Origin of the sequence: Microcystis sp. LE19-8.1F, assembly GCF_027531715.1 — a bacterium.
GTDB lineage: Bacteria > Cyanobacteriota > Cyanobacteriia > Cyanobacteriales > Microcystaceae > Microcystis > Microcystis wesenbergii_A.
In genome coordinates this window covers 20340-40706 of the sequence record NZ_JAPZSO010000027.1, presented here as the reverse complement: position 1 = coordinate 40706, position 20367 = coordinate 20340, and the positions used below count along the sequence as shown (strand labels likewise).

General features: G+C 43.0%; 16 protein-coding genes and 1 pseudogene. 11 read left to right on the top strand and 6 right to left on the bottom strand.

The window, feature by feature from the left end; genetic code table 11:
• The 5 genes and pseudogenes from O9334_RS03530 to O9334_RS03510 all read left to right on the top strand — a co-directional run.
• On the top strand, positions 1-888 hold an 888-nt coding region (locus O9334_RS03530; RefSeq protein WP_287999399.1), incomplete at its 5' end, for a DNA cytosine methyltransferase.
• A gap of 60 nt (positions 889-948) precedes the next feature.
• A pseudogene (locus O9334_RS03525) lies at positions 949-1983 on the top strand (HpaII family restriction endonuclease).
• A 192-nt stretch (positions 1984-2175) separates the two neighbouring features.
• Entirely contained in the window at positions 2176-2517 is a 342-nt protein-coding gene (locus O9334_RS03520; protein WP_045359060.1) for a hypothetical protein, read from the top strand.
• A gap of 300 nt (positions 2518-2817) precedes the next feature.
• On the top strand, positions 2818-3291 hold the full coding sequence (locus O9334_RS03515) for a tRNA (cytidine(34)-2'-O)-methyltransferase (RefSeq protein ID WP_287999395.1): 474 nt from the start codon (positions 2818-2820) through the stop codon (positions 3289-3291).
• A gap of 246 nt (positions 3292-3537) precedes the next feature.
• Positions 3538-4125, top strand: coding sequence for a prepilin-type cleavage/methylation domain-containing protein (locus tag O9334_RS03510; protein ID WP_287999392.1), 588 nt, complete (start codon positions 3538-3540; stop codon positions 4123-4125).
• A gap of 13 nt (positions 4126-4138) precedes the next feature.
• Here the strand turns inward: O9334_RS03510 and O9334_RS03505 are convergent, their stop codons facing one another.
• Positions 4139-4495, bottom strand: a complete 357-nt coding sequence (locus O9334_RS03505) for a 4a-hydroxytetrahydrobiopterin dehydratase (protein WP_045359062.1) — start codon at positions 4493-4495, stop codon at positions 4139-4141.
• 221 nt (positions 4496-4716) lie between these two features.
• Between O9334_RS03505 and O9334_RS03500 the strand changes: the two genes are divergently transcribed.
• Together O9334_RS03500 and bchB are read left to right on the top strand one after the other, a co-directional pair.
• Entirely contained in the window at positions 4717-5313 is a 597-nt protein-coding gene (locus O9334_RS03500; protein ID WP_045359064.1) for a nucleotide-binding protein, read from the top strand.
• Between the two features lie 155 nt (positions 5314-5468).
• Positions 5469-6995 (top strand): ferredoxin:protochlorophyllide reductase (ATP-dependent) subunit B, encoded by a 1527-nt coding sequence (gene bchB / locus O9334_RS03495; RefSeq protein WP_287999389.1) that lies wholly within the window; start codon positions 5469-5471, stop codon positions 6993-6995.
• Positions 6996-7044: 49 nt separating this feature from the next.
• Here the strand turns inward: bchB and O9334_RS03490 are convergent, their stop codons facing one another.
• Both O9334_RS03490 and lipA read right to left on the bottom strand, forming a co-directional pair.
• The gene (locus O9334_RS03490; protein ID WP_045359069.1) at positions 7045-8172 is read right to left on the bottom strand and encodes a class I SAM-dependent methyltransferase; all 1128 of its coding nucleotides are present in this window, start codon (positions 8170-8172) and stop codon (positions 7045-7047) included.
• 156 nt (positions 8173-8328) lie between these two features.
• Positions 8329-9213, bottom strand: coding sequence for a lipoyl synthase (lipA, locus tag O9334_RS03485; RefSeq protein WP_045359071.1), 885 nt, complete (start codon positions 9211-9213; stop codon positions 8329-8331).
• Between the two features lie 181 nt (positions 9214-9394).
• Here lipA and O9334_RS03480 point away from each other — a divergent pair, with 181 nt between their 5' ends.
• Positions 9395-11134, top strand: coding sequence for a mechanosensitive ion channel family protein (locus O9334_RS03480; RefSeq protein ID WP_045359109.1), 1740 nt, complete (start codon positions 9395-9397; stop codon positions 11132-11134).
• 357 nt (positions 11135-11491) lie between these two features.
• Here O9334_RS03480 and grxD read toward each other — a convergent pair whose 3' ends face one another.
• Both grxD and O9334_RS03470 read right to left on the bottom strand, forming a co-directional pair.
• Positions 11492-11815 carry a Grx4 family monothiol glutaredoxin gene (gene grxD / locus O9334_RS03475; protein WP_002780647.1) on the bottom strand — a complete coding sequence of 108 codons (324 nt, stop codon included), beginning with the start codon at positions 11813-11815 and terminating at the stop codon, positions 11492-11494.
• An 87-nt stretch (positions 11816-11902) separates the two neighbouring features.
• On the bottom strand, positions 11903-13867 hold the full coding sequence (locus O9334_RS03470; protein WP_045359074.1) for a DNA polymerase III subunit gamma/tau: 1965 nt from the start codon (positions 13865-13867) through the stop codon (positions 11903-11905).
• Positions 13868-14252: 385 nt separating this feature from the next.
• On the opposite strand from O9334_RS03470, the gene O9334_RS03465 reads away from it, so the two are divergent.
• Both O9334_RS03465 and O9334_RS03460 read left to right on the top strand, forming a co-directional pair.
• Positions 14253-16478 carry a molybdopterin oxidoreductase family protein gene (locus O9334_RS03465; protein ID WP_287999383.1) on the top strand — a complete coding sequence of 742 codons (2226 nt, stop codon included), beginning with the start codon at positions 14253-14255 and terminating at the stop codon, positions 16476-16478.
• A gap of 224 nt (positions 16479-16702) precedes the next feature.
• Positions 16703-17278, top strand: a complete 576-nt coding sequence (locus tag O9334_RS03460; RefSeq protein WP_012266834.1) for an Alr1449 family protein — start codon at positions 16703-16705, stop codon at positions 17276-17278.
• Here O9334_RS03460 and O9334_RS03455 read toward each other — a convergent pair.
• Entirely contained in the window at positions 17261-18904 is a 1644-nt protein-coding gene (locus O9334_RS03455) for a CocE/NonD family hydrolase (RefSeq protein ID WP_045359076.1), read from the bottom strand. The genes O9334_RS03460 and O9334_RS03455 overlap by 18 nt on opposite strands.
• 885 nt (positions 18905-19789) lie before the next feature.
• Between O9334_RS03455 and O9334_RS03450 the strand changes: the two genes are divergently transcribed.
• Positions 19790-20269, top strand: coding sequence for a hypothetical protein (locus O9334_RS03450; protein ID WP_002735718.1), 480 nt, complete (start codon positions 19790-19792; stop codon positions 20267-20269).
• The last annotated feature ends 98 nt before the right edge of the window (positions 20270-20367 follow it).

Here is a 20367-nt window from a genome sequence, read left to right as displayed (position 1 = left end):
ATCAGAAAATTAGAGGTAAAAACTGTCCCCGATCATGATATACTATGCGGCGGGTTTCCCTGTCAAGCCTTTAGTATCGCCGGCAGAAAACACGGTTTTGAAGATGCACGCGGAACCTTATTTTTTGAAGTTGCCCGGATCTTACACGAAAAGAAACCGAAAGCTTTTATCTTAGAAAATGTCCAGGGTTTAGTTCACCACGATCGAGGGAAAACTTTAAAAACTATTTTAGATATACTAGAAAAGGATTTCCATTATTTTGTCCCTAGTCCCCAGATTTTAAATGCCAGATATTTTGGGGTTCCTCAAAACCGTCCCCGAATTTTTATCGTCGGTTTTCGAGAGGATTTAAATATTTACCATTTTTCCTATCCCCAACCAACCCATCAAGAAACTTGTCTCAAAGATATCCTAGAAGAAAAGGAAGTCAGCGTTAAATATTATCTCTCTAATCAGTATTTAGAAACCTTGTTTAAACACAGGGCCAGAAACGAAAATAAAGGTAATGGGTTCGGTTATGAGATTATTTCTCCCGATGGTATCGCTAATGCTATTGTAGTGGGAGGTATGGGAAAAGAAAGAAATTTAGTTATCGATCAAAGACTGACTAATTTTACTTCGGTTACTCGCATTAAGGGAGAGGTAAATAAATTATTCGTCCGCAGAATGACCCCCAGAGAATGGGCAAGATTACAGGGATTTCCCGATAGTTTTCGGATTGTTGTTAGCGATGTCCAAGCTTATAAACAGTTCGGTAATTCTGTGGCTATTCCCGTGGTAAAAGCAGTGGCAAAAGAGGTGATTAAAGCTTTAGATTTATCGAAGGAATCAAATGTAAATGTTAAATTTACAGACTGGCAAGGAAAACAATTAGAGTTATTCACATAATTGAAAAAACACCATGAATTATCGCAGCTATAATAAGAGAGAATGGACTGAAGTTTATGTATTATTTTACTTGTTGGGGCAAAAAAACTTTATAAAGGTGATGCGGGTTTTCAAAAACTTTCAGATTTCTTTTATATAAGCAGAATTTTTCACTATGAGAACCTAGAAAAAGTAGAATTTCAATTAGAAAAAAATCTCTCTGAAATCGTCATTAAAAGAAGTAATTGCATCGATCAAAGAATTTCTGTTCAGGATTTCATTGATAAAGCAAATGACATATTTAAAGCTATTATAAATAGTCAAGGAAGGAGTTTTTCTATTCCAGCCATCGAAGATTTCCTCAAAAGTATCAATTGTCAAACTATTAAACAAGATTCAATAAATGTTAAAGATATATAAATTGGAATTATTGATACAAAAAGAGATCAGCATGACAATTTCAGTTTCTCAATCAAATCTAAATTAGGTCAACCACCAACAATTTTTAATGCTGGTAGAAGAACGGTTTTCATTTATAGGATTGAAAGCAATAATAATCTTGATATTCTAAAGTTGAAAGAGTTGAAATCAGCAACAAAAATTTTAATAACAATTAGAGGCCAGTGTCAAATAGTATTTGACGAGTTAAAAACCAGAGAGTTTACTAACACTTTTTATAGAAATCTCATCCTGATAGATGATAGTATGCCAATTATTGTGGCGAACTTACTGCTAAATGCTTATAGTGGTGAAAATAATAAAAGTATAATAAAATTGCACGAAAAAATGACAATGGATAATCCCTGTGGCTATGAACTGCAAAATGTCGGAGAAATTTATGAGAGAAAGATAAAAAACTTTTTAACTGATATAACCTTAGGATTAAAAGCTTCGGAAGATTGGAAAAAAGATAATACACCTAATGGATTTTTAGTGGTCACAAAAAATGGTGAAGTTCTTTCCTATTATTTGTTAGATAGGAAAACTTTTGAAGATTGTCTTTTTACTCAAACTAAGCTGGATGTACCTAGTAGAACAAGACATGATTATGGAACTATATATCAGGAAGAAGGAAATTATTATATTAAGTTATGCCTTCAGGTAAGATTCAGATAGCAATCACGTTTCAGAGTTAAGCAATGTTTTTTCTAGCAGCAAAATAGGATTCTGACTAGATGCGGTTTCTCCTTAGAGGTAACAATAAAAGAGCAGCAGAGGTCACGGTTTCGCCGGTTGTGCTTGTTAAAGGTATCTTTCTTATACTACACTTGTAACACCAATAGGTTTAGTATTCGGGAGAGAAAAATTATGCGGACAATCACACGCACCACCACCACCGATATGGAAGTCACCAGCATTCGTCTGGAAAGAGTCCTCAAGGACAAGCTGAAAGAGATTTCCGGCAATCAAGGTTATCAAGCACTCATTCGCGATGTCTTATGGAATTTCGTTCAGCAAAAATCAGGAGATTATCGACCTCAGTTTTGTGCTGGTGATATAAGGGCAGTATTTAACGCTACAGCTAGAAAAAATGAGATTTGCGCTCTTACAGGTAATTTAATCCCCGCTAATGAAACAATGTTGTTAGGTTTGACTATCCATGGCGATTTAGTCCCGTTGAGTATGGATAGTTATGCCAATTTAAAATAAGTTTGACTGGGGTGGGGCAGAATCCAGTATAGTTAGTCCTCACCCAAGGGAGATGGGAAGTGGGAATTATAAATTATAAATTATGAATTATAAATTGAGAGGTGGGGAGTTTTTTGCTGTAAACAGTGGACTGATCACTCGACCGAATCTAAGACCTAATTGGTTAAGCTAAAAGCTTTGATGTGCTTAGTTTCTAACCTTCTTTTTAGGTAGGAGAATTGTCAGATTCTGTCTTTTGCCTCTTGCCTGTTGCCTCTTGCCTTCAGAAGCTGATAACTGATGACTGATGACTGATAAATGATGACTGAACCGATTTTACGAGTGGTTTTAATCAATCCGCAAATTCCGCCAAATACGGGGAATATTGCCCGTACTTGCGCCGCAACGAGGACAGAATTGCATTTAGTTGGTCCCTTGGGTTTTGAAATTAGCGATCGCTATCTGAAGCGCGCCGGCTTAGATTATTGGCCTTATGTAAAACTCATGTACCACTTGACAATTGATAATTTCTGTGCATATCAACAAAAGAGCGGGGGACGGACGATCGGGTTTACTGTGCGCGGCAGCAGCAGTTATGTGGAATACAGCTATCAAAGCGGAGATTGGCTACTTTTTGGCAGTGAAACCGACGGTATTCCGGCAGATTTATTAAATAAGTGCGATGACACGGTTTATATTCCCATGGCAGAACCGGGGGTGAGAAGTTTAAATCTTTCCGTTAGTGTGGCGATCGGATTATTTGAGGCCAGACGACAATTGGGATTTATTCGTTAGCGGGAAATTTTGCCATATAAACAGGGCAAATAAACTGAATTAACCAAAAAAACTGGTAAATTACTTTTATTTAGCTCATTTTTACCTAAAAATAACTTTTTTGCCAGTATCAGAAAAAAATAGCGATCACCGTCAATTTTGTCCGTAATAACAGCAAGAAATTATGTGGATTATCCTAGAGCAAATTAATTGTTGCTCCTTGTTAATTACATAATTTATTGAAAATAAAAAGGCAAGATGAGGCTCATGAATGTCTTCGACCTTTCTTCCAATACTTTTCGCAATTTACAGCTTTTTGATCGGCAAAAATCCACCTCTGGCTTAACTCAAGTAGAGATGTTAGTTACCATAATTTTATTAGGAATTCTCTTAACCATTGCCCTTTCTGTTTATCAGCGTTTAATGGCTTGGATTCGCTTAAATATCGCCACCTTTGAAATATCACAACAGTGGAAAAATACCCGTTATCAAGCCATGGGAGAAGGTTCTTATCCCCTATCTTTGTGCATGGCAGAAAGTGAAACCGAACAGATTAAAGTGGCAAAAGTGCAGGGGGACGAGTGTGAAAATGTCACCGATTGGACTCCCATCACTCGCGGCGTTAGCATCGATACTAATAATTCTACCCTACGCCGAGTTAGTGGACCGGCGGGTAATCAAGGTACAATTTATCGCGCTAGTTGGGCCGATACAAGGGGGGGTTTAGGCGGTTCTTGGGGACAGTTAGGCAGAATTACTTTAGTTGCTCCCGGTACACCCGACAAACGCTGTTTATTTTTATTCCGTGTTGATGGTAGTTGGGATATTCGCCAAGATAATAGATGTGTGCGTTAAAGCTGATTTAAAACTAGGGAATCAGGCGATCGATTTGTTGAGCTAAATCAAAATCTAAGTTACTTAAACCTCCCAGGTCATGGGTAGTTAGGGAAAGGGTGACGCGATTGTAATTGATGGTAATATCAGGATGATGGCCTAGGGATTCAGCCGGAGTAACTAAACGATTAACAAAAGCGATCGCTTCGATAAAATTGTTAAATTTAAAAGTTTTTTCAATCCGTTGATCTCGTAACTGCCAGCCCGGGATAGTCTGTAATTGTTGGGAGATTTCTCGATCGGATAAACGAGTAGCGGGTAAAGAGAGGACTAATTCCCCAGTTAACCCAATCATGAAAGCGATCGCTATTGCTAAGAATTGGTTCAACATTGAAGACTCTCCCGTACTTTTGGTGAGCGGAAAAAGTGATCGCTCGGGAGGGCATCGGCCCAAAATCTAACATTAAGAAACACTTTACACCATAATTTCGAGAGAGCCACGCTCAAAAATCAAGAATCCCGACAGATAGCCTTTCTGGGGGGAAACTTAGACGGTTTTCAGTCCGTCTGGGAGTACACTAGAAAATACTCACTTATTCGATCGAGCCGTTCATGATTATTTCCGTCGTAGCACTGAAGGGAGGGGTCGGGAAAACCACCACATCGATTCATCTGGCCGCCTATTTTCAAGAAAAAGCGCCCACCTTATTGATCGATGCGGATAAAAATCGTTCGGCTCTCCATTGGTCCCGGGAAGATACCCTTCCTTTTATGGTAGCGTCCCAAGCTGGAGCGACGGGACTGGTGAAACAATACACTCATATTATCGTCGATACCCAGGCCCGGCCAGAGCCAGACGAGTTAAAAGATTTAGCTCAGGGCAGCGATTTATTAATCCTACCCACCACTCCCAATCATCTCGATATCGATGTCGCGATTAAAGCGGTAGAATTGCTGTCCACGATGACCGATAATTATCGAGTTCTTTTAACCCAAGTGGATTCACGGACAAAAACAGGACGAGAAGCGCGGAAAGCTCTAGAAGAAGCAAAATTACCCGTATTTAAGCGAGAAATTCCCCGTTTAGTTGCTTTTGAACGAGCGGCCGAAAAAGGAGTCATCGTCAAAGATTATCCCGACTCCCGGGCCAATTTCGGTTGGCTTTGTTACCAAGCGGTCGGTAAAGAAATTTTGTCCCTAATGACATAAATTGTTAAAAAAGTTAATATTAATATTTGTGTCATTTTTCCCCAAAAAGATACTTAATCTGCATGGGGACTTTTTGTAATCTTCCGTTAAGCGTTCACTCCTAAATCCGTAAAGTCTGAGACAATCAAAAAAGTCTGACTGTAGGAGAACCCTCTATGAAATTGGCCTATTGGATGTATGCGGGTCCCGCTCATATTGGCACTTTAAGGATCGCCAGTTCCTTTAAAAATGTTCATGCTATCATGCACGCTCCTCTGGGAGACGATTATTTTAACGTCATGCGCTCGATGTTGGAAAGGGAGCGTAATTTTACCCCCGTCACTGCTAGTATTGTCGATCGTAATGTTTTAGCCCGGGGTTCCCAAGAAAAAGTCGTCGATAATATTGTTCGCAAAGATCGCGAAGAAAGTCCCGATTTAATCGTTTTAACCCCCACCTGTACCTCCAGTATTCTCCAAGAGGATTTACAAAACTTTGTCGAAAGAGCGCGACAGGATGCCCAAGGAGATGTGCTGCTGGCCGATGTCAACCACTATCGCTATAATGAACTACAAGCGGCCGATAAAACCCTCTATCAAATTATCAAGTATTATCTCGATAAGGCCCAGAGAAAAGGGGAAATTATCTCCCAGAAAACTCCTAAACCTTCGGTTAATATTATTGGTATTACCACCCTCGGTTTCCATAACCAACATGATCGCACAGAATTAAAGCGGTTAATGGCAGATTTGGACATTGAAGTTAATGAAATTCTCCCCGAAGCAGCCTCGGTGGACAACTTAAAAAATCTGCCCCGCGCTTGGTTTAATCTGGTTCCCTATCGAGAAGTGGGATTAATGACAGCCAAATATCTCGAAAACGAATTCGCTATGCCCTACGTTGATATTACCCCCATGGGAGTGGTGGAAACAGCGCGCTGTATTCGCAAAATCCAAGAGGTAATTAATCCCCAAGGTGCAGCAGTAGATTACGAAGATTTTATCAATGAACAAACTCTGCATATCTCCCAAGCTGCTTGGTTTTCTCGTTCCATTGACTGTCAGAATTTAACCGGGAAAAAAGCGGTGGTTTTTGGTGATAATACCCACGCAGCCGCTATGACAAAAATTCTCGCCAGAGAGATGGGAATCCATGTGGTTTTAGCGGGGACTTATTGCAAGTATGATGCGGATTGGTTCCGGGAACAAGTGAGTGAATATTGCGATGAAGTGTTAATTAGTGATGATAATGGGGCGATAGGAGATGCTATTGCCCGGTTGGAACCGGCGGCGATATTTGGTACTCAAATGGAACGTCATGTGGGCAAACGTTTAGATATTCCCTGTGGAGTAATTGCCGCACCTATTCATATCCAAAATTTCCCCCTCGGTTATAAACCTTTCTTAGGTTACGAAGGCACTAATCAGATCGCCGATTTGGTCTATAATTCCTTTACTTTGGGTATGGAAGATCACCTATTGGAGATATTCGGTGGTCATGATACCAAAGAGGTAATTACTAAAGGTATCTCGGCAGATTCTGACCTAAATTGGAATAAGGAAGCGACGGCAGAATTACAGAAAATACCCGGTTTTGTGCGGGGTAAAGTCAAACGAAATACCGAAAAATTTGCCCGGGAGCGAGGTATTGGTGAAATAACTTTAGAGGTAATGTATGCGGCTAAAGAATCCGTAGGAGCTTAATTATTTCTTGGGGCTGAAAGTTAACAGCATTCAGCCCTATTTTTTTTAGTTATTTGCTTAATCCCTGAAGTATTCTTTCCTCTACTCCTTTCCCCTGAATTAACACTCCAAATCCTCCTAAACCGGTGGGATTGATTAATTGATGTAAGGCATCTCGACGCTGAAATATAGTTAATATATCGATTTTTCCTTGAGAAAGTTCATTTAATCTATCCCCTAATCCCAAAGCCATTAAAAATAATCCTTGCTGAGTAAAACCGAGATTTTTTAAGCCTAATTTCTCCCCTTGACGTTGTAAAGCAGTAAAATCCACATGAGTAGTAATATCTTGTTCCCCCACCCACAAATAAGGATGATCATGACGCTGATGTTGTCGATAACATTGTAGGGTTCCTTGACTTCTTTGGGGATGATAATATTTTTCAGCAGTGTAACCGTAATCTATGGTTAAGATATAACCTCGATCGAGTTTCCGATTAACCGTTTCTAACCAGTCTAAAGCTAATAAGTTTACCTCGGTTTGATAACCCTCCGGATAAAGTGGGGAAGGAATATGTATCCCCACTAAATCAAAATAATCTTTGATTCTGTCAGTAGATAAATCTGCGATAATCTCCTGAAAAGGTTCCCCCAATCCTAGATAAATTTCTCGCAATTCCCCTGACTCGATCACAACTCGATGGACAGGAAAAGCATCGATTAACTCATTACTAAACACACAACCCACAAGGGAATTATCGGCTAAATCCTGCCAACTTTGCCAAGATACCGGGGAATATCCCGCTAAAGTTGCCCGTTGTCTTTCCCTGAGTTTCTGAGATTGTTCGACAATTATATAACTGAGATTTTGATAAAAATCAGCATAGCTATCACTTAAATAATCAAGGATATCTTTCGCTAAAATTCCCGAACCTGCTCCCACTTCCACTAAAGTAAATCCAGGCGAATTGCCTAAAAATTCCGCCATCTCGACAAATTGCTCTGCCAACAATTGGCCAAAATCTGCCCCTAGGGACGAGGAAGTAAAAAAATCTCCTTTTGAGCCAATTTCTACTTTTCCAGAGGTGTAATAGCCATAATCGGGGTGATAGAGAGCTAAATCCATCCAGCGCTCGAAGCTAATTCGACCTGCTACTGATTGTTTAATTTCCTCTAGGATGATTGCTTCTAAATTCATCTTGATCAGGGAAGTGGGTAAGATTTTTCAGTGATCAGTAAACAGTAATCGGTAAACAGGTATAAAGATAAAGATAATGATAACTAACTAATTAACTTAAAACTTACATCTGATAACTGATAACTGATAACTGATAACTGATCACTGATAACTGATTTACTCTCCCGCATGATAGGAACTGCGGACTAGGGGTCCGGATCTAACCTGAGAAAAACCCATTTTTTGGGCAATTTCTCCTAACTCGCTAAATTCTGAGGGAGTCCAATATTTCTGTACGAGCAAATGTTCCAGAGAAGGACGCATATATTGACCAATAGTAACTCGATCGCAGTTGATTGCGCGTAAATCTGCCAAAGTCTCGATAATTTCCTCTTTTGTCTCACCGTGACCGACCATTAGGCCAGATTTCGTCGGAATTGAGCGATCGATTTCCTTAACATAACGCAAAACCGCCAAAGAGCGATCGTATTTAGCCCCGCGTCTAACCGGTCCTTGCAAACGGCGCACCGTCTCGATATTGTGATTGTAACAGGCAGGTTTTGCCCCTACCACCGTCGCCACCCGTTCCTGTTGACTTCCCTTACCTCCAGCAAAATCCGGGGTTAACACTTCAATTAAAGTGTGGGGATTGAGTTCGCGAATGGCTGTCATCGTCCGCACAAACCAACCGGCCCCGCCGTCTTCGATATCATCTCTGGCTACAGAAGTCAAGACAACGTAACTTAAATTTAACAATTGCACCGCTTCCGCTACTTTTTGCGGTTCCTCCACATCGAGAGGCATGGGTGCATGACCCTTATCCACTTGACAAAAACCACAGGACCGGGTACAGGTGGGACCCATCAACAAAAAAGTCGCCGTACCTTGGGCATAACATTCGCCGCGATTGGGACAGCGACCCTCCTCGCAGATAGTATGAATGTTCCTTTGTTTGATAATGCGCTGAACCGTGGAAATTTCGCTAGATTTGCCGAGTGAACGCCGTAACCAAGGGGGTAAAGAGGTTATTTCCTCGCGCCACTGTGGGGGTATATTGGACATGAGAAGTTAACTAATGTTGGGGGTTGGGGATTGCAGTTATCAGTAATCAGTGGGGAGAGGGGAGAAGGGAGAGGGACGACGACTCCCCAAAACGAAAACTTTTGATCTCACCCTTAAGATAACTGTCATAAGCTGAGAAAGCGACTCAAGATCATTGTTAATCAAAAAGGAAACTTGGGCAATGGGACGACGGCAACGGGGAAAAATTTTCAATCTGGTCATTCAAGGATTGGCGGGTTGCCTCTTGGTTAGTATTTTTGTTCTTAATTCTCCGCCATCCCTAGGCCAAAATTTTCTGGTTCCATTTGTATCTCCCACGGGAACAAGGATTTTTGTAGCCGGGGATATAGAATATGCTTCCGTGAATCTAGATGGATTTGCCTTATTTCAGATTGCCTCCCAAGATTTTACCGCTTCTGAGTCCCGGGAACTCTCCCCGGTAGAAAGACGGGCTAGGAGCATTGAAAGAGGTTTAAATAATATTATCAATCGGGGTTTCGATCCGACAACCCTGCAAGTAAGTACGGCGACTCTCAATAATTTAACCGTGATTGTGGCCAAGGATAACCAGAAGTTACCGCAACAGGTAATTCTGACAGTGACAGAAGTTGATGCCCTGATCGATTCTTCTTCGGTTGGCGATTTAGCGGACAGATGGGTTAAAATCATCCAAACAGCTTTGATCCAAGCTTGGCAAGAACGTCAGCCCGCCCCTCGTCGGCAACAGGTAATGACTGCCACTATAATTATTTTGGGGCTAATTTTCTTAAGCTGGGTATCAATTTGGTGGCAGAAACGTTTAAGAAATCGCTTCAATCTCCTCAAAAAACAGGCTAAAAGTCAATCCGATCGAAATTTACCTATAAATTCCCCCCCCAGAAAAGATCGCTCCCAAGAACCGATTTTAGCCTCTCTAGAAGATTCCTCTAAATTCCGTCAACAGGCCGATATTCAGCGACAACTAACGCTAAATATTCTCTGGAAAAGACTGGCTCTTATTGGACTGATACTGCTTTGGTTTGCCGGAATAGCGGCGATTTTGTATGTATTTCCCGAAACTAGGCTAGAAGGACGCGGAATAATCCGTATTCCTTTACAGATTTTTATCATCTGGTTGCTGCTGACATCAGTGAGCAATATGGTTAATCTCTACGTTAATTCCAGACTACGGGAGTGGGTAGAGGAAGGAGCGGTTTTTTCGGAAAATTTGGAAAGGAGGATTCTGCGCGCTCCAACTTTATTAGAAGTTTGGCGAGAAATTATCACATTTATCGCTATTTTTCTAGGAATTTTGATTTTTTTAGCTTGGATGGGTCTTTCTTTCGCCTTTTTACTCACGGGAGCCGGTTTAGTGGGAGCATTGCTCACCTTTGCCTTTCAGGATCTTTTAAAAGATTGGATGAACGGTTTTCTGATTGTCTTTGAAGATCAGTACACTGTCGGTGATATAATCCAGTTTCAGGAGTTTATCGGTTTGGTGGAAAATATGAGTTTGCGAGCGACTCAATTGCGGGCCGACGATGGACGTTTAATCACTATTGCCCATAACCAAATTATTATCGCACACAACCTCAGTAAAGATTGGGCGCGGGTCGATTTTACCATCGAAGTCGCCTATCAGACCGAGCCAGATGTGGCGATCGCTTTAATGGCAGCCATCGCTGAAAATATGGCTGTGGATCCACAATGGCAAGAAGATATCATCAATCCCGTGGAGGTTGCTGGTGTTAGTCGGGTTTCTCACACGGGGATGGAAATTATGCTCAGAATTGTCGTCAAAAGATTACGACAATGGGATATAGAAAGAGAGTATCGTCGTCGTCTAAAAATTGCTTTTGAGGAGAAGGGAATTCACATCGGTATCCCCCAACAAAGTGTCCTCGTAGCAAAAGATAGAGAACAATTCAAGGGACAGTTTTAAAGGGGAGTGATACTAAATCCTGTTTAAAAGGTATAGGAGAGTGGGGTGTAGGGTGTAGGGTGTGGGGAGAAGGGAGAAACAATTCATAACTTGAGAGTTAATCACACTATTAAAAACGGATTTGTTATCAGTTATCAGTTATCAGTTATCACTCCGCATCCTGTAGGGGCGAAGCATTCGGATAGAAAATCTACGGTTTCACCGATAGGTTATTGCCCGAATGCTTCGCCCGTACTTTTTGCCGCAAACCCTAAGTAGAAAATTGCCGTCTTTTCACTGATTACTGATTACTGATCACTGATTACTGTTTGGTAGGTTTAAACTAGGTTAGGATAGCTAACCTAACCTAGAAAATTTTTAGGAAGCTAAGGCTACCTCGACTATTTGTTGTAGTTCCCCATTTTGATAGAGTTCGATCATAATGTCGGATCCGCCAATAAATTCACCGTTGATATAGACTTGGGGAATAGTCGGCCAATTGGAATACTCCTTAACTCCTTGTCTTAACTCCTGATCTTGCAGAATATCGACAGTTTCGTAGGAAACCCCCAGAATATTGAGAATTTGTATGACGTTATTCGAGAAACCACACTGAGGCATTAATTTATTGCCCTTCATGAACACAAGAACTTTGTTATTCTGGACTAATTGATCGATTCTGGCCTTAGTTTCGGGTGTCATAGGTCTAGTAGCTAGAATTTGAGCAAGAATAGCCAATCCTGAGACGTGGCATATCCTATCAGTTTAGCACAAGCCGTTGAGATAGCTTTAAAAAGGCAGGTCTTCGTCCTCCTCCAAACTGTCTAAAATTTCGTTAACATCAGGTCTCCCGCGCACGATAGTCATATTTTCCACAGACTTATTAACTTTAGTTTCTGCGGCCGAATTTTCCGGCAGTGAATAACCCATATTGACCACTTCACCATCAAAAGATTTCGCTAACTTTTGAGCGGCCGCCAAAATTTCGCTAACATCTACATCTTGATCTAATGTCTCTAAAGATGAATCAAAATTTAAGATTTTTTGTGGCAGTTCTGTGCTAGGAGTTTTTGGGTTTCTGGCTTCGGTGATCTTTGCTTCTTTTTTCTCGATAATTGCTTCTTTGACCGGGGGAATATCCACCACAGTCATAACTTTATTTTCGGGAGTTATTGGTGGGTTTGGTGCGGTTTCCGGTGATGCTTGCATCTTGGCCGCTGGGGATTGGGAAACTTCCGCAGCCATGGCAGCAGTGGCGGAACCTACCTGTAAATGAACTTTAATCCGGCGCTGAAAAACTGCCTCGAAAGCTGACTCAATATTAGTCAATCGTAGCCGGGCCATTTTTAATAATTGTTCCGAAGATATGCTTAAATAAGCGCTCGATTCTTCCATATTAAAAAGACTGCCGTGCTGACGCAAGAGAGTGCGAGTAGTGGGGGGTTCCATTACTTCTAAAACCTGCTGCCAAATTTGTTCATGATTGTCATCACTGGTAACAGTTTTAACCTCAGTTTTCGGCACTGCGACGTTAGTTGTCGGGGTGATAACCGCCGGTTTGATCGGTTCATTAACCGGCGCCGGCGCTGTGATCACTTCCGGGGGCCTCTCGACGCTGGTTTGGGGACGGGAAGGCGCTACCGTGGCAACTAGAGGAATCACCTGTGCTTGCGGTAACAGTCCTAATAGAGTGACTTCTAACCAGAGACGGGGTTGAGTGGTGTTTTTTAGTTGCGTTTCGCTGTCTTTAAGCAGTTGTTGACCGCGGAGAATTTCCTCTAAAGACCAAGTACGCGCTTCCGTACATAATTCCTGCCAAGTGAGAGCAGTGACAGCGACCATTTCTGGACGATTAGGGGCGGTTTTGGCTAAAAGTAGGTTTAAATAGAATCCCGCTAGATTTTGCAAGACGATTAAAGGTTCCTTACCGCGATTCATCAGATGGCGACATTGTTCGATAACTTGATCGGGAATATTGCCATGAATGACTTTAAGTAGGGTTAAGAGGTCTCTTTCGGGGACTGCACCGACCAAATCCCAGACTCGCTCGGCCGTAATCGTTCCTGCGAGTAAACTTAATTGATCGAGGAGACTTTCGGCATCGCGTAAACCACCGTTAGCGATCTGAGCCACAAGGGTTAATGCTTCTAGGTTAATATCGATCGCTTCTATTTGGGCGATTTTTTGCAGGTGTGCCACCATCGCATCGAGAGCAATACGGCGATAATCAAAGCGTTGACAACGGGAGATGATGGTAGGCAAGACACGCTGAGGATCGGTGGTAGCAAGCACAAAAATCACTCGATCCGGCGGTTCTTCCAGAGTTTTCAGCAAAGCATTAAAGGCCGCCGTACTGAGCATATGGCATTCATCGATGACATAGACTTTATAACGACATTGGACGGGGGCAAATTGCGATCGCTCGATAATTTCCCGAATGTTATCCACACCGGTATTACTAGCGGCATCAATTTCGATCACGTCTAAAGCGGAACCATTGGCGATCGCTTGACAGACGGAACACTTACCGCAGGGAATCGGTGTCGGATGGTCACTAGACAGACAGTTAAGGGATTTGGCTAAAATTCGCGCCGAGGAGGTTTTCCCCGTGCCTCTGGGTCCAGTAAATAGGTATGCAGGAGCGATTCGCTCACTGATTAAGGCATTACTCAGGGTCGTGGCGATCGCTGATTGTCCCACCAAATCGGCAAAGGTTTGGGGACGATACTTATGATGTAGAGGTTCGTAGGTCATGACTGGCTGAAAACTTTTTCCGCACCCTAGAGACTACTATTATCCTATCCCGATTCTTTTTCAACACGAGAACAAGTGTATGCTTTTTAAGCTGTTAAGTATTGAAATTGCTTGTTGAGATCAGGCAAGAGGCAAAAGGCAACAGGCAACAGGCAACAGGCAACAGGCAACAGGCAACAGTATAAAACCCTACACCCTACACCCCACACCCTGCACCCATCAGCAAATTTTATCTAGCCAGTTTTAATGCGCGATTTGCATCACAAGAATGGCAATTTAGCTAAGGCTTCTAATAAATTGTATTAATAACTACAATTTGGCCGAGAAAATCTGCCGACTATCTTAGTATGCCTAAAGACAGCGCCACTAATCAGACCAACCGCTTATGACTGAATCTACAAAAACCCAATGTCCTTACTGTGGAGTAGGTTGTGGTTTGACAGTCACCCCCCCCGCGTCGGCCGGACAAGCATGGAAAGTCTTCGGGGACAAGTCCCACCCCTCCAGTCAAGGTATGGTCTGTGTTAAAGGGGCCACCGTAGCGGAATCAATCGATAAAAATCGCCTCAAAACCCCGATGATCCGCGATTCTCTCCAAGAGCAATTCCGTCTTTGTACTTGGGAAGAAGCCCTCGATCGCATCGTTAACCGCATCCAAACTCTAATCGCTCAGGGGGAAAAGGAAAGTATCTGTTTATACGGTTCGGGACAATTTCACACCGAAGATTACTACATCGCCCAAAAACTGGTCAAAGGCTGTCTGGGAGTCAATAACTTTGATGCTAATTCCCGTCTCTGTATGTCTTCGGCCGTGGCCGCTTATCTGGACAGTTTCGGATCCGACGGTCCCCCCTGCTGTTACGATGACCTAGAATTAACCGATTGTGCCTTTTTGGTGGGGACAAATACGGCCGAATGTCACCCCATCATCTTTAACCGTCTGCACAAGTATCTCAAACGCAACCAACAAGCGAAATTAATCGTCGTTGATCCCCGCAGCACCAAAACTGCCGAGGCCGCTAATCTCCACCTAGCCATTAACCCCGGGACCGATATTGACCTATTTAACGGGATTGCTCACCTGTTACTGAATTGGGGGGCGATCGATACCTATTTTATCGATAAATGCACCAGGGATTTCCGCAAATACGCCGAAATTATCCGCCATTATCCCCCGGAAATCGTCGCGCATAAATGCGGTATCCCCATCGACGATTTAGAACAGGCTGCCCGCTATTGGGCCGAATCGAAAAGAGTGCTTTCCCTCTGGTCGATGGGTATCAATCAATCTAGGGAAGGCACGGCCAAAGCCCGCACTTTAATCAATTTACACCTAATGACGGCTAATATCGGTAGGCCGGGGGCCGGTCCTTTTTCCCTAACGGGACAACCCAACGCCATGGGGGGACGGGAAGCCGGCGGCCTCTGCCATCTTCTCCCCGGTTATCGTTCTGTCAAAAATCCCCAACACCGGGCCGAAGTGGAACAAGCTTGGGGTTTACCTGCCGGCCGGATTTCTCCGGTCCCCGGTCGCGATGCTTGGAGTATGATTACTGGTTTGGAGACGGGAGAGGTGAAATTGCTTTGGATTGCCGCTACTAATCCGGCTGTTAGTATGCCTGATCTAAAACGCACCCAGGCGGCCCTGTTAAAATCACCTTTTACTGTTTATCAGGATGCCTACTATCCCACGGAAACCAGCGCCTACGCCCATTTATTACTGCCGGCGGCCCAATGGGGTGAAAAAACGGGAACAATGACCAATTCTGAGCGCGTGGTGACGTTAAATAAGGCTTTTCGCCCTCCCGTCGGTCAAGCTAGGGCCGACTGGCAAATTTTTGCCGAAGTTGGTCGCCGTTTGGGGTTTCAGGCACAATTTAATTTTCAGGATTCGGCCGAGGTACATTCTGAGTTTATTGGCTTGACATATAAACGTCCTTGTGATATGACGGCGATTAATTATGAGCGCCTGGCCGAGACTCCCCTCCAGTGGCCCGATTCCATCGATGAAATTTCCGCCCCTAAAACCGCTAATTCTGGGGAATTACTGGGTAATTTAGTTAAAGATGACCATAAAAGCCAAAAAACAGCCGCAAAACGCCTTTATACCGATGGTAAATTTAATACTGCCGATGGTCGTGCTGTTTTCGCCGCCTACCACAGTAAAGGTCTAGCGGAACCCCCCGACGATGATTATCCCCTAGTGTTGACCGTGGGGCGTTTGTACGGTCACTGGCACACCCAAACTCGCACCGGCCGCATCGAGAAAATTGTCAAAATGCACCCCGCACCTTTTCTGGAAATTCATCCCCAAGATGCGGCAAAATTGGGCATAGAAGCTGGGGAATGGGTGGAGGTGCGTTCTCGTCGCGGTTTTGCCCGTTTTCCCGCTTTAATTACCAAAGCAATTGCTCCTAATTGTGTCTTTGTGCCGATGCACTGGGGGGCTTTATGGGCAGAAAATGCTGAGGCTAATAGTCTCACCCATCCGGCCGCTTGTCCGATTTCCCTGCAACCAGAATTAAAAGCTTGTGCTGTCAAATTAATCCCGATCAAGTCTTTAGTTAATGCCGAATTATCTCCCGGTCAATTTCTGGCAATTCCCCGATAAAATTTGACTTTTTTTCTATCTATAAGTGGCCTTTGGGGGTTCTACTCCCCGAAAGCTGGGATTGAGTGATAAAATTGGCAGTAACACCCAATTTTAGCCGATATTTTCCCTTGAAAAATACCAACTTAGTAGATTTACGCCAGTGAGATGCACCCTATTTAATTCTCAGGAAAAAGCCTGTATAATGATAGCTATAGTTCGATTCTTACCGCAGGATTATACCTATGGCTAAGTCCAAAAAACACAATCTGCAATGGATCAAAGAAACCCTCGATTTAAATCCAGATCATAACTGGAAATCTAGTCCGGGTAACAGTATTTTTGTAGCTGGTCGCGGTGCAGTTCGCTTTGAAGTTCCTCAAGATTGGCATTTTGAACCCGATGATAATTCCTTTCGTTTTTTAGATAGAAAACCCCCCGATGATGATTGTCGTTTAGAGGTTTCCTATAATTTACTTCCCCCCGGAGATTGGAAAGAATTACCCCTAAAAGGAATGGTCAAAAAATTAGCTCGTGAAGATAGCCGTAATCCTCACGAAATCGGCGAAGTTATCCAAGAAAAACGCCAAACTGCGCGCATTGTTTGGGTGCAAATTCAATTCATCGACCCTCAAGAAAATCGGCCAGCTTATTCGCGTATTGCCGTGGGTATTGGTTCCGGTGTTCAATGTTTAATTACTATGGATTATTGGGTCGATGATGCGGAAAAATTCACCCCCGTCTGGGATACGGTTATCTCCTCGCTGGTGTTAGGTTTATACATTCGCGATCCCCGCAGCGGTTTAGCTTTCCCCGACTAAAGGTAATAGCAATTTTGCAGGAAAATTTCCTTGACAAAAAACCTTAATTGTGATAATGGAAAAATCGATCGCTCGACTCTGGTGGGGATAGCTGCCCGTCCCCGCATTGACGGGATGTGCAGGAAAGCAAGAGGCACTCAGACTTAAACGCAAGCTATGACCTTGAGGAATAGTGATAAAAGTGGCCTGTAGGGCAATATTTAGGGGCGATTCGGGATTATTTACCCGTTTATAACCCTGAGTGATATTAAAAACTCGACCATCGGGGGTAACTTGAGAAACCACCGCGCAGATATCGAAACTAACCGCATCTGCTTGACAATAACAATCCAGACGGGGACTACCCAAAATCGTTAAATCCTTCTCTAGGGGGAGAGAAGTGTAGGTAATCACATCACTGCGACAGTCTAGCATGGTGCGGTCGAATATTCCCCCCGGTAGGGCGCTATGACCTCCTAAAGATGGGACCGGTCGCCAAGGATCGTGAACGATGGTATCCTCGATCGCAGGTTCTAACAAAATCGCGCTTAATTTCCCCTCATCCTCGCGCAGATTGGCTAAACCTTGACTAGCAAGATAATAAATTTGCTGATTTGCTGTGGGAAACTTCTCCAGATATCGCCATTGATTAGACCCCATTTGAAATAGATACACGGGAGGATTTTTTAATAACTCCGTTTCCTGACCTTTTAAGAAATAATCAAACCATTGCAGCTGCATTTTATCCACAGGACTAATTGCCTGTTGACCATAATCTATCTCTCCTACTTTTCTCCCCCAGGGTAGATGAGTCCAAGCACCAATAATTAGCCGTTGGGGATAGATAGAACGCGCTTGCATTTCTTGGTATAAACTCAAAGTTCCCCGGAGATGAGGGTCGAACCACCCCCCGATATGTAACATCGGTAAATCGATATTTTTTAAAAGGTGTTGCGGTGATAAATTTTGCCAATAGTCATCGGGAAGATAACGAGTAATCCAATCGTGATAAAAAGAATCGGCGGCTAAATCTTGCAGAATCTGAGGAGAGGCAGCAATAGGATCAAAAAGGGGTAAATTTCGAGAAGCTACCCAGAGTTTTTGATAGGCAGTTTCCTCCCCTTTTAATCTAGCTGTTTCCGCTGCTAATTGTATTGCCCAAGCGAGATTATATTGTAAATTAAAGGCTTCATTTTCATAGCCCCAATCTCGATATAAATCGTGAGCAATCATCGCTGGGCAAATAGTTTTTAAAGCACCATGACCATTGACAGCCGTGTATAATTGGGTCATTCCCTGATAGGAAAAACCATACATTCCCACCACACCCGTATTATTAGGAATAGTTAAAACCCATTCAATGGTTTCTAATCCGTCGCTAATTTCATGGGCAAATAAATTAAAATTTCCCGTCGAGTTTCCCCGTCCCCGGACATCCTGAATTACCACAATATAACCCTGACGTGCATACCAGCTAGGATGGGCATAAACCACCGTAGAAGCGATCGCTTTTCCGTAGGGTTGTCGCATTAGTAAAATGGGAAAAGATTCCCGACTATCGGGACGATAAATATCGGCAGCTAAACTAATTCCATCTCTGGTGATTAAACTAGCCGTTTCTTTTTTTATGGGATAGGGATTAAGCATTATTGTCTCTTTTAGATAAAAAATAGGGCTAGGTCACTCAATTTAAGATTACTTTCAGTCTAGTATATAGCGTTTGTTGCAATCATGAGCTACATTCACATCCTCACCGCAGATAAGGATGGGGATTATTCAGTTCAATAAAATTAACCGTAACTGCCGAGAGTGAACTCTTATCGGATGTCTTTCGCTGTTAGATGAGTAATAAAACCATAGCCAACATCAATTAGGATCTAGCCCATCAAAGTATGGACTCTGAATATTTTTATAACCACTACAATCAGGAAATATTGTCAGAGGATGCTAGTGATTCCTATTTCGATTTCTCAACGTTTGTTTCTTGCACTTTTTTTGCCCCAAAAGTCCCCAAAACCTTTTCTAGAAAGGCTGACACTGATATTCAGCCAACCCTATTTATATCAAATCCGGTTATTAAAAACTGATTATTTATTCTCCCTACCCCCCCTTGCCCCCCGACCCCCCCGATGTCGGGGGGTCGGGGGGGGTTGCCTTTTGCCTGTCCTGATATGTAGCCCATACTCAACGGATTTGGTATGAGTACGCCGTTAAGTCATTCGTCGTTTTACTTACCGAAGGCTGCATCTAATTTTTGTCAATCTACTAAGTTGGGATTTTTAAGAGGAAACTCTCGGCTAAAATTGGGCATTACTTGCGATTTTATCACTCAATCCATGCTTTTGGCGGGTTCTACCCCCCCAAACCCCAGCGCGCATTAGATTAACTGTCAGATGCTTACACGCGATTGTGCAGATTTTTTGTACCAATTTAAGAGTCACTGATAATTGCTGATTGTCGGTATTTCTGCAAATGGGGGATGCAGCCCTTACAATAGAAAACTCCCTGGATTATTTTTGCGGGAGGCAATCGGTGATTCTCAATTTTTCCTTAAGGATTGTAGCGGCAAAAGGCAGACTATTCTGTAAGTTTTCACTCTACAAAACCTATCGGGTGGTCAGTAGCGCCCCCGTCGATGTCCTCTGGCAAAAATTAATCAATGTGGCCGATGTCTCTTGGCATCCTTTGATTGCCAAGGCTGATGTTCCCTTGGGTTTAATCGCTAAACCGGGGTTAATCTATCAAGCTGTCACCCGTCTGACTCCCATTCCTATCCGGGTTTTCGTGGAAAATGTCCGTCCCGGGGAACTCCTCAGCCTCAGAGTTCTCGCTATCCCCGGCATGGAACAGAAAATGACCTACCAAGTGGAATCAACCCTCTGTGGTACTTATATTTCCTATTCTGTCACCCTGCGGGGTTGGCTGTCCCCCTTTATCTGGTGGTTAAGTCGTCCCTATTTAGCCAAAGTCGCCGCCCAACTAGCCCACGCCGCCGAAGAATTAACGGCCTAAAAAAAATTCCCCCCAATTGTGCTAATAAATAATCTGCCAAAGGTCAAGATCTAAGTCACAATGATATATGGATAGACTTAAACAAAATTTTATTCAGC

What these genes read in the sequence shown, in the direction of transcription:
- O9334_RS03520 (WP_045359060.1), top strand. Translation starts at nt 2,176, where the DNA reads ATGCGGACAATCACACGCACCACCACCACCGATATGGAAGTCACCAGC.
- O9334_RS03515 (WP_287999395.1), top strand. Translation starts at nt 2,818, where the DNA reads ATGACTGAACCGATTTTACGAGTGGTTTTAATCAATCCGCAAATTCCG.
- O9334_RS03470 (WP_045359074.1), bottom strand. Translation starts at nt 13,867, where the DNA reads ATGACCTACGAACCTCTACATCATAAGTATCGTCCCCAAACCTTTGCC.
- O9334_RS03455 (WP_045359076.1), bottom strand. Translation starts at nt 18,904, where the DNA reads ATGCTTAATCCCTATCCCATAAAAAAAGAAACGGCTAGTTTAATCACC.
- O9334_RS03500 (WP_045359064.1), top strand. Translation starts at nt 4,717, where the DNA reads ATGATTATTTCCGTCGTAGCACTGAAGGGAGGGGTCGGGAAAACCACC.
- bchB (WP_287999389.1), top strand. Translation starts at nt 5,469, where the DNA reads ATGAAATTGGCCTATTGGATGTATGCGGGTCCCGCTCATATTGGCACT.
- O9334_RS03490 (WP_045359069.1), bottom strand. Translation starts at nt 8,172, where the DNA reads ATGAATTTAGAAGCAATCATCCTAGAGGAAATTAAACAATCAGTAGCA.
- lipA (WP_045359071.1), bottom strand. Translation starts at nt 9,213, where the DNA reads ATGTCCAATATACCCCCACAGTGGCGCGAGGAAATAACCTCTTTACCC.
- grxD (WP_002780647.1), bottom strand. Translation starts at nt 11,815, where the DNA reads ATGACACCCGAAACTAAGGCCAGAATCGATCAATTAGTCCAGAATAAC.
- O9334_RS03465 (WP_287999383.1), top strand. Translation starts at nt 14,253, where the DNA reads ATGACTGAATCTACAAAAACCCAATGTCCTTACTGTGGAGTAGGTTGT.
- O9334_RS03460 (WP_012266834.1), top strand. Translation starts at nt 16,703, where the DNA reads ATGGCTAAGTCCAAAAAACACAATCTGCAATGGATCAAAGAAACCCTC.
- O9334_RS03480 (WP_045359109.1), top strand. Translation starts at nt 9,395, where the DNA reads ATGGGACGACGGCAACGGGGAAAAATTTTCAATCTGGTCATTCAAGGA.
- O9334_RS03505 (WP_045359062.1), bottom strand. Translation starts at nt 4,495, where the DNA reads ATGTTGAACCAATTCTTAGCAATAGCGATCGCTTTCATGATTGGGTTA.
- O9334_RS03510 (WP_287999392.1), top strand. Translation starts at nt 3,538, where the DNA reads ATGAATGTCTTCGACCTTTCTTCCAATACTTTTCGCAATTTACAGCTT.